We start from the raw sequence: 14809 nt of genomic DNA, 5'->3' as shown, positions 1-14809 counted from the left end.
CCCAGGGCTATAGATTCAATGAAGACGGATCATATTACCACATTTCTCGAGGTTAACCCTATCTCCTAAAGGATAACACTTGTAAGTTGAAGCTGTCGACCGCGACCTGTGTGCGTATTGGAGGTAGTAAAACACTACACAAATCACCGAGGGAGAAGAGCTCAATTGAAAATAAAATTGCAGATAACCGAGTTTGTATTTTCACTATCATTCACTATGGCTATTATCGGGAGTTTTTTTGCTATTCGAGCTAATATTCTCGGTACATCAATTTCTCTTTTTTTTCTAATAGCTGCTATAATTTATCCTATTGTCGAAGTAACCATTTCCAAGAAAAATTACGGACACGGTATATGGTACAATCGGTTGTTTAATACGTTTGAATTTCATATTGGATCTCTCACGGATTGGAATATGATTGCTGTAAGAGCAGCAAAAATTCGACGACTAGCTTCGAAAAAGGGGGTTAGTGTATTATTTTATACGGATCATTACAAGGAAGAACGGCTTCATGAACTGGCAAAAAACATGAATATTTTCAATAGAGATTCGACGGGCAAATCCGTTGCAATGGTTGGCTTATAAATGTACAAGTATCGGGGCTACTTTCTACAAGAAAGAGGCATGGAAACGTAAAAAGTATCCTTTAGTCCGATGTATCATGGAGCCTGGCAACGAAATTTAGTATGAATTTGATAGCAACATTCTATAGGGAAAAACCGTCAATTATTGAGGAAGGTACAACAGTTTTAGGAGGAATATGAATGAAAAGGTGGAGTTTGCTTGTAGTACCTTGTCTTTTCTTGTTTATTGTTGGTTGCTCTGGAAATGAATCAATCAATCCTGAGAAATGGGATCGTTCAAGTGGCTATGTGATTGCAAAAGAAGACCAGAAAATATTGGTAGTCAGGCATAAACCTGAACTTGAAACTGGCAACATGTCAGTATCAGAACTTCTCAAACAAAACCAACCTGATGCAATCTGGATAACGCTCAAAAATCCAGAAGTGTATGACACTATAGCAATAGGTGATAATGTGGAGTTAGGTATTGAAGGAGTAATTAAAAACTCCTATCCCGCCCAAGCCAATGCTACCGTAAAAGTCAAGAACTAGTGTCATTTACAATGTTAAAAAACGCTTTTGTGGATTGGTTAGCCACAAAAGCGTGTTTATTTAAAACGATGAATCAGTATAAACACCGGACATTCCTAGACCATCAAACACACGACTATACTTCGAAAAGTAATCGTAAACTTCATTGCCATTTTGGTCCAATAGCGATCCTGCATAAACTCCTTCTATACGAGCATAGTTTTTTGTTCCGTTGTTAGCGATAGAGTAAACCAGCCCTCCACTGTCTCCACCAATTGCACCGGATAGCGTAGTGACAACTACATCTTGTGTATCTCCAGGAATGTCAAAGGAGTTATCAATAACTTGAACTGGACCGAAGCTGGAACCATTACCGGACCGTGCATGGACTCTTACATAATCTCCTACTTCTCGGTAATAGCCTGCATAATCCGTTGTTCCGATTGTCATAGAATTCCCATTAAGGAAGACGCTTGGAGTCACAGTTACATTAGTAGTATAACGGATATATCCAGCATCAAAGTTTCCAAGTAGACTTCCATTAGACATATTCCCGATAGCGGCAGTTCCATCCGATTTATCATACCAAGTACCATTTCCACAATGCCCTGCTATAACGCCGACATCGTTTCCATTGGCACGCCCGTTGAAACCAAGGCTACACTGATATTCACCGCCCGTGACAGTTCTCTCAACTTGTTCACCGGGATAAAGATTGTATGCTTTTTTCTTGACAACAAGATCGCCAAATACCCAATTAACCATATCTTCATCAATATGTTTAAGTATTGTTTCCTTATTGATTTTATAATTTTCCTCCGTGATGTAGACATTCACTTTATTCTTTTCTACACTAATTCCGACCCCTTCAAGACCTAATTCTATTGCTAAAGCAGATAATGCTTCCTTAGAGGAATACAATTTCTCCTTGGAATATTTCACTTTTTGAATTTTGGTTTTATCTTTGAACTTTGCGATACTTTTGATTTTTTCTTCATTAGCAAGTGACGTGTCTGTCAGTAAAATAACATTATAGCCATCTTCATCGGTGTATACTCCACCGTAAATATCCTCCATATTAGAAGTGACGAATTCTTGTACCTTTGCACGATCATCAAGTATTTGAGTTTTCACATATTCGACTTCTGAAAAAGTTTGCGTTACAGCATTTTGTGGTGCAGGGCCTGCCTCAATGGGGATTTCTCCTGGAAGAACTGGAGTCGGATCATTGAAATCCTGTGCAAATACTGAGCCTGAAATCAGAGATAGAGACAATATTGCAGCCGTGCTAAATCTGGTTAGGAATCGAAGTTTCTTTTTCATTTGTCTGCTCCCTTCTTACATTAATTTAATGATGATACAACAATTGCTGAAATTGTGACCTAATTCACTTCCTTTGTGTAAATTCATCCCATTACTGGGGGGTTTACTATTTAAACGCATTTTCCAATGATTTTGTTTCATATAGAATTGAAATTAGTATGATTTAATTTTGAATTGGCGTTTGAATGTAGCCAAAAGGCGCCTTTTCCAATCGAGGATTTTGAAGTTACAGAAGTTTTCTGATCAAGTACATCAATTCAGCAGTTGTATACATAAAGCGAGCGCCCGCGGCAACGGCCGGGCTCGATCCAAGCCGCGCATGTATACAATTAACCGAACCGGCGACACTTCAGCCAGGATGAAATGTATACATTTTCGTGCATGCTTACGAGATCCGGAAAAATGTATACACCAAGGGGGAAGAATATGTCCAGAGTACCAATTCAGATTCCGATTGAGCTTAAAGAAGAACTGGAGGACTTAAAAAGGGAGCTGCAAGAAGAACTGGTGGCTAAGTGTCGGGTGACAAAAACATAGTATCATTAGAAGCCGCTGATTATGCGGCTTTATATATTTATGTTATCAAGTTCTTGTCAAAACACAATGACAAGAACTTGATAACATTCCCGATCTGATCTCATCGACGGCGGCAGACGCCCTTTTATTAAACTCCCTCGAAGTGATTCAATTTCCTCACTCAAACTCATGAATTCGCAGGATTTCACCCTGAGCTAAACATGAAAGAAGAGAATCCAGGGGAGTCGGTGGCTGGGGACAGTAGAAAGGGCATGCGGGAACAAGGGTGTTGTGTCCAATACCCACTTTGTTCCATATCATGCACGTCTCCACTTTGCCCTAGTGATTCTCACTCCCATGTCTCAACGGGTCTTAGCCCTTTCATTCCTTCGTCACATCTAACTAAGGGGTGGAGGTCGGTCTTTCTAACGGAACGGGTCCGAGCCCTTTTGTTTAATATCTCCCGATACCTCGTGCTTCTTGTCATCCTGCGAATGCATGAGCTGGTGAGAAAAACTGCTTAAGCTGCTTGCGGAAACACTTTAGTCGAGTCGTAAGCTTCACTGCTTTTGGCCAGACCAACAAGCATACGGGCGACTTTACCGCACAATTTCATTATAGATTTCATTTTCTTGAGTTTTTTCACATCGACATTATGGTGGTGCAGGGCTCTAATATCCGGATTGGTCATGACCATGCACATCGTCATGAGATAGAGAAAACGTCGGAGACGAGGGCGGCCGCGTTTGCTAAGCGCCATTTTACCACGCCACTTTCCGGAACTGGCTTCAGTTAAATTGAGGCCGGCATGTCGTAATAAAGCATTTCCATGTACATAGCCGCTCAGATCTCCAGCTTCTCCTAGAATGCCAGCCAAGCTCGTTGCATTCAAACCCTGAATATCGAGCAGTTTCTGTGCATAGGGGATACGCCTCAAGATGAGATGAAGTTCATGCTCAATTTGTTCAAGTTGGCGCTGAGCCAAGTCATATTCCTCTAGTAGTTGACTCAGATGAAGCTTGTAGGCTTGGAGTGCCTGCGTGGCGCCAATGCTGCATTTTGCTAGTTCAATGAGCTGTTCCGCTCGTTTAACTCCAGCATGACGCTTTACATATTGTTTCCAACCGGTAAGAACCTCTTCGTGGTTAATCTACTAATTTCCTCCGGTAAGGGAAAGAGTCTGAGCGTAGCAATAGAGCTGGTACAGGTAAGGGTTTTAAAGACCTGGCGCAGCTCAGGGAACACGATATCAACCCATCGATGAATTTGGTTAACAGCACTGTTGAGCCGTTTTGTAACCGTGTCTCGGTTAGCCATGAGAATTCGCAGTTCTTCGTAGGCTTCTGGATGAAAACGAACAGGGGAGTAGTACCCGTTTTTGACCATGTCTGCAATGACAAGAGCATCTTTGCGGTCACTTTTAGATGGCGAGTTGTCACGGTTCTCCTTATTCTTTTTAACGAGATGGGGATTAACGAGAACGGCTTCAATGCGCTGAGAAGAGAGCCAGCGCGCAAGATTCAGCCAGTAATGACCTGTAGGTTCCATGCCTATAATGACTTTGTTAAGCTTGTAGGTTTGGAGTAGATCCTGGATCCAGCGTCCAAATAGCTTGAAACCCTCAAGATGGTTACCGAATTCCAGCGGTGCACCTAAAGCAATCCCGCGAAAGCTGACGGCCCGGGCAACATGAGTATCTTGAGCAATGTCTACTCCGACGACCAGATGATGAGCGGTAATGTTTTCAATGAGTTGATTTTGCTTATCTTGTGCTTTAAACTTCATAGTAGAGCGACCTCCTGGATGGGCTTTTTGAGGCAATGACCTCGTGTGTAACCCCATCGTACCGAGGCGCTCGTTTTTGTTCAATCTCCAAAATATTCGTATTACAGGAATTCTAACGGGAAACTATAGTTTAATAAATAACTAAAACGCGACTGCCAGCTTGGTTCGGCAGCCGCGTTGCGCTAACGGACAGTTAGGGTAGTTTTGCGTTACAAACATTCTGGTTCTCGGGAGTTGCTGACGTCGCCGATGACAATTACTAAGTCCCGGATTCGGGGGATGGAGGGAATAGATATCAAGTTCTGGGGGTGGTGTGGGGGATGTTATCAAGTTCTGTCATCATTTATGTAAACCTGTCGAGGGACAAGAACATAGTCCCATTGAAAGCCGCTAATTTAGCGTTTTTTTTGTTTTATCGGTACAAGTTCTTGTCCTGAGTAAGAGGAGAAGAACTTGTACCGATTAACGATTAGATAAGTATCTAAGTATGTTTCTATCAAATTTCATTAAGCTAACGGGCAGATAAACATAATAGACAACGAGACCATGATTTGAACAGGTAAATTAAAGTATCCCTTGAATATTAATATGTAAATATATATTGGTGAACTTGTCTGGAGGTGCTTTTTTTGGTATTCAACCGGCAAACCCGTATAGGAATGTTATGGGGGGATTATCCATGGACTACTGCTCCAAAGAAAATGGGGAAATTGTGGAGTATGGGCAGGGTGGCCCGAGATGTTTCGCATGCATTGCGTGAAAACATGGTGGTTATCCCGTACGCACAGTCAGAAGGTGAACCTAATCAGCGGGAAAACATGACTTCATTTCTTAAAAGCATAGATATCCTCTGGGCAGATTTATATTCATCCAGTACTTATGCACTTAATCTCCGTGACGAATTAGGCCTAACTTGTCCAGCGATTTTGTTTGCTGGAGGAGCCATGCCCAAAGGAGCAGAGGCAATGTTGTTTCCTTGGCAGCCACTACTACGTACTTATGATGGGATTTTCTTTAGTTGTAAGGCAGACCAAGATATATGGAGGCAATTGACAGAATGGAGCAAATTAAAGGAATGGGTTATACCCCTTAGCATAGACGAGCAAATATTTTATCCTCGAAGTATCGCTGAACAAATGGATATACGCAATAAATTCGGCATTCCAGTTCATTCCCCGCTTTTAATATTTGTAGGCAGATTAAACATACAGAAGAATATCCACGATTTATTAAAAATATTAATATCTGTAAGTGAAGGGATCCCTGATGTTCATCTTTGTATCATCGGTGAAGAAGATGATATTGTACTGGGAGAGTTTAAGGTCCGGAATACCAATTATAAAGAGTGGCTACAACAAAAAGCAGATGAACTTGGTTTAGCACAACGTGTACGATTTGTAGGCCCACTTTTCGGTGACGAACTGGCACAAATGTATTCTACTGCAGATGTGGTGACTAATTTAGGGTTTTACCATCGTGAAAATTTTGGACTCTCTCAAGCAGAAGCAGCAGCTTGTGGTACGCCTGTTGTTTGTACTGAATGGGGGGGATTCAAGGATGTTGTACAGCATGGTTTAACAGGTTATTTTGTAGATACGGTACTAACAAAACGTGGAATACGTGTGGATTGGGCCAAAGGTGTTGCTTCCGTAATTACTTTATTGCAAAGAGAGGATCTACGTGTGGAGTTTGGAAGACAAGCCGCCAACTATGCACATCAACATTTTAGTATAGCCGCTTTAACAAAAAATTTAGTAAACGTGGTAACAGATATACAAAGTAGTCTAGCTACAATGAGTAAAGGTGCATTAAGTTCCGTTGCTTACGAGCCAAGCCGATTTGCTGAACAATACGAGGCCCATAAACGTACATGCGGGTGGTACGCAACTAGCACAAAAACGGGCACTCCTCAGTGGTATCCACCAATGTTTGAAGGCGAACAATACGAATTATATGAAAAACTTATGCAGCCTTACTCCACGCGATTGGCGGAGGAACTTCAAATCAATTCCCTCAATGAAAACTGCATCCCGTATTTTACTTCGTCGGTCAGGTTTGATATAACTCGATTGCTGGCCATCTCGGAAGATCCGATCTGGCCCAGTCGCAGATTTCTTTCGCCGAACGAGTACAGTATGCTAAGGTTCATAGATGGTAAGCGTACTCTGAACAACATCGTAGCTATTACAGGGCTCGAACTTACCCGTTGTATAATAAGTGTTTGGAATTTATATTTAGATGGCTTTTTGCTCTTCAGAAGTTAGAGGGAAAACAGCGATATTTGTCTATAGTTACTACGTAATTATTCCCAGCTAAAATAGAATCATTCGTAACGTATAATATGGCATAATACGCAAAATATTGAACTAACGGGTAGATTAGCGTAATAACAGATAAGCCTTTAATAGTACTATTCAAAAAGTCTTGTGACACTATCCATAAACATATGACAGATATCGAACGACAAGAACATATAGACATTGAAAGCCGCATAAGTTGCGGTCTTTTTGTTTTAAGTATATAAGTTCTTGTCATAACTCAATGACAAAGGCGCCAGCGAAGGGGGGAGTACCCAAGCCATTGCGGTGGATGCGTCCGGGCACGCCTATATGACTGGTGCTTTTGGCGTCGTTTTCCCGTTACGCCGAGCGCTTTTCAACCCTCTAACGCCGGCAGCACAGATGCAATCGTGTCCAAGTTCGATCCGACCGGGTCTTTTCTTGTCTATTCCACTAATATCGGAGGAAGCAGTACCGATGAAGGTCTTGGGATTGTCGTGGATCCCATTCGGCAACGCCATGATTACGGGAATTACAACGTCCCCCAATTTTCCAACGACACCCGGAGCTTTGCGCAGCGTTATTTCGGAGCTGAGCCCGGATGCCTTCGTTGCAAAGCTGAATGCTGACGGTACCGCTTTGATCTACTCTACCTTTCTTGGCGGAGTGGACGGTTTTAATTTTGGTCGTAGCGTTGCCACGGACGGTTCCGGCAATGCTTATGTGACAGGGAATACCATCGCTAGCGATTTTCCGACGACGCCCGGAGCTTTCCAGACGGTAAAACCCAGTCCGCCCGGATTTTCTAGCTGCAGATCAATTGTATAAATAGAATAAAAGGTTTCAGAAAGATACGTTAGATATATATTTAAACCTTAATCATCGGCGACCAGCATGTACGAAACGATTCATGAATATTGAATCATAAAAGTAATCAAGGGTGTCCCAAATGTCATTAGCATAAAAATGACGATGGAAACCCTCTTTTTGTTTTTATCAGCTTGTTCGCCGAAGCTGTAAAAGAAAACATGTATAAAATTAGTTTTATAGGGAATTTTACGCGGGTAGCATGTAGTGTTTAAACAAGGGACTTATCTCAACCTAAGCACTAATAAAATACTTTGTTTTCCTTGAACTCCTCATCTGCTCGTACAAAAGCTTATCCTTTCGACCCCCTACCCGAATTTACACAAGCTGGGTTATTTTTGTCGTGAAAAAACCAACTTTTAGTAACAAATAGGTGTTGTATATTTAAAAGCTAGCAATGTAATGAAAAGAAGTAATTCAAATTTGCAGTTAGTTTATAATTTAAGTTAGGCGAGTGCAAATTATGAATCAAAATTCCCCGAGAATCCAAGAGAAAAAGCAATTTCTGTCGTAGAAAGATATTTTAGTGATTTACAATCAGGTGATTTTGAAGATGCAGTAAAAATCTCCGATAATCATAGATTTAAAGATGAAAAACATCATCAGAGAAAACTATCTTATATAACACTCATATTCATGTGAAGGATTTCAAAATTATTTCAGTAGATGACAATGTGAAAGTGGAGGAAACAGCTAATGGTGAACTGCTGTAATGTATGACGATGATTTCAAGAATGGTAAATATAAATCGCAAATAAGGACGTATTTATTGATATGACACCTTCCCTCCCCAACATATAAGACAGTGGAATATAAAAGACTAAAGTTCCATTCATTATTTTTCTAAAAGTGAACTACCTCTTATGGTCGATCCAATGTTATGGATTTGAATAATGGTTCAACCATAGTATATTAGCGAATCGAAAATGGTTCATTTCCACCACCCATAATACCTATGTAAAATAAGATCATATTTAGTAAAATAGGGAATTTATTACTATATACAAATACTGGGATGATATCTATAATTTATATCTAAATTAAATAAAACTTATAAGGAATCTTTATCACTAAGGGTACCTTTGAAACAAGAAAATTTGTAAGCGCTTTTACTTTATAGGCATTCATCTGATCAGTAACACGAATATAGGAGGGGTTATATGAATATTACTATTATAGGAGCCGGAGCAGTTGGAGGTTATTTTGGAGCAAAATTTATCGAGCATGGTTTAAATGTTAATTTTCTGATCCGTACTAAAAGAGCAGAGCAAATTACTAAACAAGGACTTATTATAAAAACTAACACAAATTTAACAAACATAAAAACACCACGCATCTTCACAAATTCTAAAGATATAGCGGATGTTGATTTAGTAATTGTTGCAGTGAAAAATTATCACCTCGATGCAGAATTGATGAAGAATCTTATTGAACTTACAAATAAGGGTGCATATATACTCCCACTGATGAATGGAGTTGAACACTACAAAGTTCTTTCAGAAAAATTGGGGGATGAAAAGGTTTTAGGAGGTACATGCAAAATAAGTGTGACTATGGACGATGACGGCTATATTCATTGTATCGGAGAGCTAAAAGAAATATACTTTGGTGCCCTTTTTCCTACTCAAAGAAATTTTTGTGAAAGATTTGAGGAATTAATGAAGGACTGTAGTATCAAAGTAATAAGATCAGAAAATATTATGAGAACTATTTGGGAAAAGTTTTCGTTCATAGTAGCTTACTCAGGAGTGACATCAACCTCAAGGTTAAACATAGGTCAACTGATTAATTGTGAATCAACAAAGAAAGTTTTTAGTGATGTACTTAATGAAATGATGTGTTTATCACGTTCCTATGGTGTGAATCTTGAAAAAGACTTTATTGAGAAGACAATACGTTGGTGTGGACGTTTACCTAGTGAAGTTACTTCCTCAATGCATTTTGATTTAACTAATGGTAGAAAGTTGGAGATTGAAAGTATACAGGGATCCGCTATCAACCTTGCAAGACGAAAAGAAATAGAATTGCCTACAATAAAAACGTTATATGCACTACTTAAACCATTTGAGAATGGAGTTCCTCAGCATGTATATGCATTGGATTAGAATCTCCAGGGGAAAGTGGCTTTAATAGGTATCAATTTTTTAAAAAGTGAACTGCGTACCAAAGATACTCTTCGTTTGAGCGTAGGGGAATATGCCTTGCATCCTTCCCCAAAGCGCTGCTTTCATTTAATTCCCTATGCAATTACAGAATAGTATGCAAACTCAACTCGATTTGAGGAGGAGAAGACTATAAAAATTTTAAACTTCTTTCCTGGTCAAATAGATTCTGAATTTAGTGATTTTTTCGGGACATCAGAGCTTTTCGATTTCTTACCTTCACTTGAATATAATGTCGAAGAATATATAAAAAGTTATACCCTAAAATCTTATATTGACCCAACAGCTAAAATATCTCCTAAGGCAACAATAGAGGGCAATGTATTTATAGGAAAAAATGTAGAAATTCAAGATTTTGCTTATTTAAAAGGACCCCTCGTGATTTTTGATAATGTTTTTATAGGTAAGTCCTCATTTATAAGAGACAATTCAATAATTGGTACAGGTTCAAAAATAGGACACTGTTGCGAAGTTGTAAGCAGCCTTATATTGAATAACTCTTCCATAACTCACTATTGCGGAATATCCAGTTCAATAATTGGAAGTAATGTGCATTTTGGGGCCTACATATCAACTGCTTCCGTTTTACTAAATGAAAGTCCTATAGTAATGATTAATAAAAATAAGGAAAAAATTAAATTAGGGATAAGTAAATTCGGTTCAGTTATAGGTAGTAATTGCAAAATAGGATCATATGTACTTCTTAACCCTGGAGTAATCATTGAGCCTAATTGCTTAATATTCCCTCAAATTTCATTGAGAACTGATTATTATCCAGAAAATTCGAAAATCTATATACCAAACTACCATTCTTTAATTAATACTGCTCCACTAAATCAGTTCTAATTATTTATATAAATATTTCCATTAAAATACACGAGGTGATTAAGCAATGGAGAATAAGTTAGTGGTTTATGGAGGGAATATAATTAAAGGTAATCTAAAAGTTAGTGGGGCCAAAAATTCAATACTAGGGCTGATTGCAGCAGCCCTAATTGCTCATGAACCAGTGATTTTTACCAATGTACCGAATATTCTAGATATAGAGAACTATTTGAAAATATTGAATAAGTTGGGGGTTGAGTCAAATTGGATAAAAGAGGAGGGTAGACTCGCGATTCATGCCCAAAATTTTGATTCTCATATTATTGATGTGGATCTAGCACGGAGTTTTAGGGCATCTATTGGTCTTATCTGTCCTCTATTAATAAGGAAAAAGAAAATAATGATCCCATTCCCTGGAGGAGATCAAATAGGGGAACGACCTCTAGCTGAAATGATGAGAGGAATTGAGATGATGGGTGCAAGAATAAAATATGAGTCTGGGATATTTTTAATTGAACGAGATGAGATTTTGAATGGAATTGATATAGAGCTAGAATATCCTAGTCATTCCGCAACAATAGTTTTAATGGTATTGGCTTCTTTTGCACAAGGGAAAACCACGATTAATAATGCAGCATTGGAACCGGAAATAATTGATATGCAGAATTTACTTACTAGAATGGGAGTGAGAATTTATGGCGCAGGCAGTTCCAAATTAATAATCTATGGAACTGAAGCTGTTAAAGGATGTGAGTATGATGTAATGCCTGATCGCTTACAGATAGGTACTTATGTAGTTGCAACGCTTATGACGGACGGCGAAATATTGGTGCCTCGAGGTTATTTGCAGAACCTAGAGAGCTTTATGGATTTGATAAAGAATATTGGTGCAATAATTGAAACAGTTGACACTAACACGATTAGGATTTCTGGGAAGCGCCCATATAGGAGTGTGAGTTTCGAAACAAACCCATACCCTGGAGTTCCAACTGATTTACAGGCCATTTTAACTGCTTTGCTAACAACTTGTAGTGGAGAAAGTTATATCAAAGAAAATGTATTCGAAAATCGGTTGCATCATATACCTGAAATTATTAAGTTGGGGGGAATTATAGAGATATTATCAAACAGAGAAGTAGTGATAAAAGGGCCAACCAAATTTGAAGACAATCATATAGTAGCTGCCAAGGATATCAGAGGGGGAATGTCTCTTCTCCTTTGTGGACTTTCATTATGTGAGGGTGAAAAAGTTACAATAAACAACACTTTTCATATCGAACGGGGCTACCCCGATTTTGTTAAGACTTTTAATTCATTAGGCGCGCATATGCAATACCAGGAGGGTGCTAATGTCTAAGGATCATAAAAACTTGAAAGTCTTGGTAGAGAAGATTGAAAGCATGAATTTGGGGAAAATAAGACTTTGTGAGCAAATGTCAAAACATACAACCTTACGAATAGGAGGATTGGTAGATATATTTTTTATCCCTCATGACATTAGATCACTGAAACAATCTATTGAAATGTTTAAGCAATTAGATATACCTTGGAAATTTATTGGTAATGGATCGAATGTTGTAATAAAAGATGGTGGAGTGAGGGGTGTTGTTATTAAATTACCGGAAAATATTTCCAATACTGAATTTAGTGATCATTCTATCAGTGTTTCTGGTGGGTTTTCATTGACTAAACTAAGTATTCTTGCAAGTAAGGCTAGTATGTCAGGATTGGAGTTTGCTTGTGGTATACCTGGAACTATTGGTGGGGCTATATACATGAACGCTGGGGGTTATGGGTCCGAAATGTCTGATGTTGTGAATTATATACATGTTCTTGATGAAAATGGAGAAATGCATTCCATGCACAGGGACGAATTAAATTTTGGACCTCGCAAATCTATATTACAAGGGAAAAAATGGGTTGTATATCAAGCAAATTTAAAACTAATAGAAGGAAATAAAGAGAGTAGTATTAAGAGAATGAAAAAGTTTATGAATCACAGAAAACAAACTCAACCATACGGAATTCCAAGCGTCGGTAGTGTTTTTCTAAACCCACCTAATGAATATTCAGGTCAAATTATTGAAGCATCGGGTTTAAAGGGATATAGAATGGGAGATGCCCAAGTCTCTGAAATACATGCTAATCATTTTGTAAACAAAGGACAAGCAACTGCATCTGATTTTTTAAAGTTAATGGAGCATGTAAAAAAAGTCATCGCCGACAAATACAACATTAACCTAATACCAGAGGTGGAAATTTTGGGTGAGAATCTCTAAACTAATGTCCCATTGTAGAACGATAACTTTCAAATAAAAAATTTATAGGAGGTATAAATGAGGATTGATGAGGTAATAAAGTCTCATGCTATCAATAGCCCGGAAAGATTTGCAGTAGGTTTTATGGATCACAAGGTAACGTATAAAGCCCTTGACAAGATGATCGACAATTGTACCAACTTCTTGTTAAATAAAAATCTAAAACCGAAGCAAAAAGTAGGAATTATGATGTTAAATACTCTTGAATTTATAATTTGGTATTATGCAGTTTCAAGAGCTAATGGGATTTCAGTATTGATTAATCCCCTACTTACCCATCGAGAAAGCGAGTATATTCTAACAGACTCCTCACCGAAATTCATAGTGTCTAGAGAACCTTTTATTAAGAATATAAGCGATTGTATCAAAAAATATAGCACAATAATAGATATTGATGAACAGCTTAATAAAATTACAAGTTTTAAGCCTTCCTTACAACCTACACAATATGAAAAGACCGATGTAGAAGATTGCACAATAATTTATTCATCTGGGACAACAGGCAGACCCAAAGGAATAATACTTACACATAATAATCTCTACAGTAATGCGAAAGTTTTTTCTGAATCGATAGGTTTAACCCACTTAGATAAGACCTTAATCGTTTCCCCGTTATTTCATTCTGCAGCTCTAACATGTTGTTTAAACTCCACACTGCTAATAGGTGGATATGTCCATCTTTTGGAGCGCTGGAAATCCAGCGAACAAACCCTAACTGTACTAGAAAAAGAAGAAATAACATTTTTCTTTGGTCCCCCAACAATGTATACGTATTTGTTAATGGATCCCAAATTAACTCAATATAATCTTTGCTTGCAGATTGCCTTTACTGGGGCTGCACCTTTGCCAATGGAAGTGTTTGATAAATGGAGGGAGATTTTCAATTTTGAAATCACAGAAGGTTATGGACTTACTGAAACTTCACCAATGGTTACTTTGAATCCATTAAAAAGGAAAAAAAAGAAAGGCAGCATAGGAGTTGCCTTACCAGGAGTAAAACTTAGGATTGTAGATGAAAATGGCAATGATGTGACAATCGGAAAGGTCGGGGAGTTATTAATAAGTGGTCCAAACCTTATGAAAGGCTATCTAAATAATGATATAGAAACTGAGAAAGTAATAAAAGATGGTTGGTTATACAGTGGTGACTATGCGAAGCAAGATGAAGATTCTTATTATTACATTATCAATCGTAAGAAAGAGATGATAATATATGGCGGGTTTAAAGTCTATCCTAGAGAAGTAGAGGAAGTTATATATAAGCACCCGAAAGTGTTAGAAGTTGCTGTTACAGGAGTACCTGATGAGGTTTATGGTGAAAAAATTTCGGCAATTGTCGTACTGAAAAATGAAAATGAAGTACTAAGTTTAGAGGAATTAAAAGTATTTTGTGAAGACAAACTTTCGAGGTACAAGATTCCTTCAGTCATAGCTCTGGCAAAATCATTACCAAAAACTGAAAGTGGAAAATTGATAAGATCTAGGTTGTAAAGCTTCACTAAACATAATACAAAAATCATAATGAATCTTTAAGCAAAGCTAAAGGAAAGACTTTGTTGTAGTATATTTCCAGATAAAAAGAGATCTAAAAGCAATTGATTATAGAAGGAAATTTTTATGCATATTTGAGGTGTGATATT

The 14809-nt window shown here is 38.2% G+C and carries 10 protein-coding genes and 1 pseudogene; 9 read left to right on the top strand and 2 right to left on the bottom strand.

The features are described 5' to 3' along the window. The first annotated feature begins 165 nt into the window (after window positions 1-165). Together MKY82_RS30145 and MKY82_RS30140 are read left to right on the top strand one after the other, a co-directional pair. Window positions 166-585, top strand: a complete 420-nt coding sequence (locus tag MKY82_RS30145) for a hypothetical protein (protein ID WP_063477439.1) — start codon at window positions 166-168, stop codon at window positions 583-585. A gap of 179 nt (window positions 586-764) precedes the next feature. Continuing rightward, the gene (locus tag MKY82_RS30140; protein WP_063477440.1) at window positions 765-1115 is read left to right on the top strand and encodes a DUF3221 domain-containing protein; all 351 of its coding nucleotides are present in this window, start codon (window positions 765-767) and stop codon (window positions 1113-1115) included. Between the two features lie 60 nt (window positions 1116-1175). Here MKY82_RS30140 and MKY82_RS30135 read toward each other — a convergent pair whose 3' ends face one another. Further along, window positions 1176-2417 (bottom strand): hypothetical protein, encoded by a 1242-nt coding sequence (locus MKY82_RS30135; RefSeq protein WP_071220747.1) that lies wholly within the window; start codon window positions 2415-2417, stop codon window positions 1176-1178. Window positions 2418-3453: 1036 nt separating this feature from the next. Next, a pseudogene (locus tag MKY82_RS30130) lies at window positions 3454-4718 on the bottom strand (IS110 family transposase). Window positions 4719-5347: 629 nt separating this feature from the next. Between MKY82_RS30130 and MKY82_RS30125 the strand changes: the two are divergent. The 7 genes from MKY82_RS30125 (at window position 5348) to MKY82_RS30095 (ending at window position 14660) form a co-directional block, all read left to right on the top strand. After that, a complete protein-coding gene (locus tag MKY82_RS30125) occupies window positions 5348-6982 on the top strand; it encodes a glycosyltransferase family 4 protein (RefSeq protein WP_339220078.1) in 1635 nt (544 codons plus the stop codon). A 492-nt stretch (window positions 6983-7474) separates the two neighbouring features. Beyond that, on the top strand, window positions 7475-7825 hold the full coding sequence (locus tag MKY82_RS30120) for an SBBP repeat-containing protein (RefSeq protein WP_071220941.1): 351 nt from the start codon (window positions 7475-7477) through the stop codon (window positions 7823-7825). Window positions 7826-9024: 1199 nt separating this feature from the next. After that, entirely contained in the window at window positions 9025-9969 is a 945-nt protein-coding gene (locus MKY82_RS30115; RefSeq protein WP_071220940.1) for a ketopantoate reductase family protein, read from the top strand. A gap of 435 nt (window positions 9970-10404) precedes the next feature. Next, the gene (locus tag MKY82_RS30110) at window positions 10405-10872 is read left to right on the top strand and encodes a hypothetical protein (RefSeq protein ID WP_074961878.1); all 468 of its coding nucleotides are present in this window, start codon (window positions 10405-10407) and stop codon (window positions 10870-10872) included. Window positions 10873-10918: 46 nt separating this feature from the next. Next, on the top strand, window positions 10919-12208 hold the full coding sequence (gene murA, locus MKY82_RS30105) for a UDP-N-acetylglucosamine 1-carboxyvinyltransferase (protein WP_071220939.1): 1290 nt from the start codon (window positions 10919-10921) through the stop codon (window positions 12206-12208). Beyond that, entirely contained in the window at window positions 12201-13130 is a 930-nt protein-coding gene (murB, locus tag MKY82_RS30100) for a UDP-N-acetylmuramate dehydrogenase (RefSeq protein WP_083397646.1), read from the top strand. Before murA ends, murB begins: the two co-directional genes overlap by 8 nt. A 57-nt stretch (window positions 13131-13187) precedes the next feature. Continuing rightward, window positions 13188-14660 carry an AMP-binding protein gene (locus tag MKY82_RS30095; protein WP_071220938.1) on the top strand — a complete coding sequence of 491 codons (1473 nt, stop codon included), beginning with the start codon at window positions 13188-13190 and terminating at the stop codon, window positions 14658-14660. The last annotated feature ends 149 nt before the right edge of the window (window positions 14661-14809 follow it).

The sequence above is a fragment of the Paenibacillus sp. FSL W7-1279 genome (assembly GCF_037969845.1).
Taxonomy (GTDB): domain Bacteria; phylum Bacillota; class Bacilli; order Paenibacillales; family Paenibacillaceae; genus Paenibacillus_AQ.
Note: the sequence above shows the minus strand (reverse complement) of the source record. Positions and strands in the feature narration are given on the sequence as shown.

Bases quoted from the DNA above. Each gene is read 5' to 3' on its own strand.
- MKY82_RS30115 (WP_071220940.1), top strand. From the start codon at position 9,025: ATGAATATTACTATTATAGGAGCCGGAGCAGTTGGAGGTTATTTTGGA.
- MKY82_RS30140 (WP_063477440.1), top strand. From the start codon at position 765: ATGAAAAGGTGGAGTTTGCTTGTAGTACCTTGTCTTTTCTTGTTTATT.
- MKY82_RS30120 (WP_071220941.1), top strand. From the start codon at position 7,475: ATGAAGGTCTTGGGATTGTCGTGGATCCCATTCGGCAACGCCATGATT.
- MKY82_RS30095 (WP_071220938.1), top strand. From the start codon at position 13,188: ATGAGGATTGATGAGGTAATAAAGTCTCATGCTATCAATAGCCCGGAA.
- murA (WP_071220939.1), top strand. From the start codon at position 10,919: ATGGAGAATAAGTTAGTGGTTTATGGAGGGAATATAATTAAAGGTAAT.
- murB (WP_083397646.1), top strand. From the start codon at position 12,201: ATGTCTAAGGATCATAAAAACTTGAAAGTCTTGGTAGAGAAGATTGAA.
- MKY82_RS30135 (WP_071220747.1), bottom strand. From the start codon at position 2,417: ATGAAAAAGAAACTTCGATTCCTAACCAGATTTAGCACGGCTGCAATA.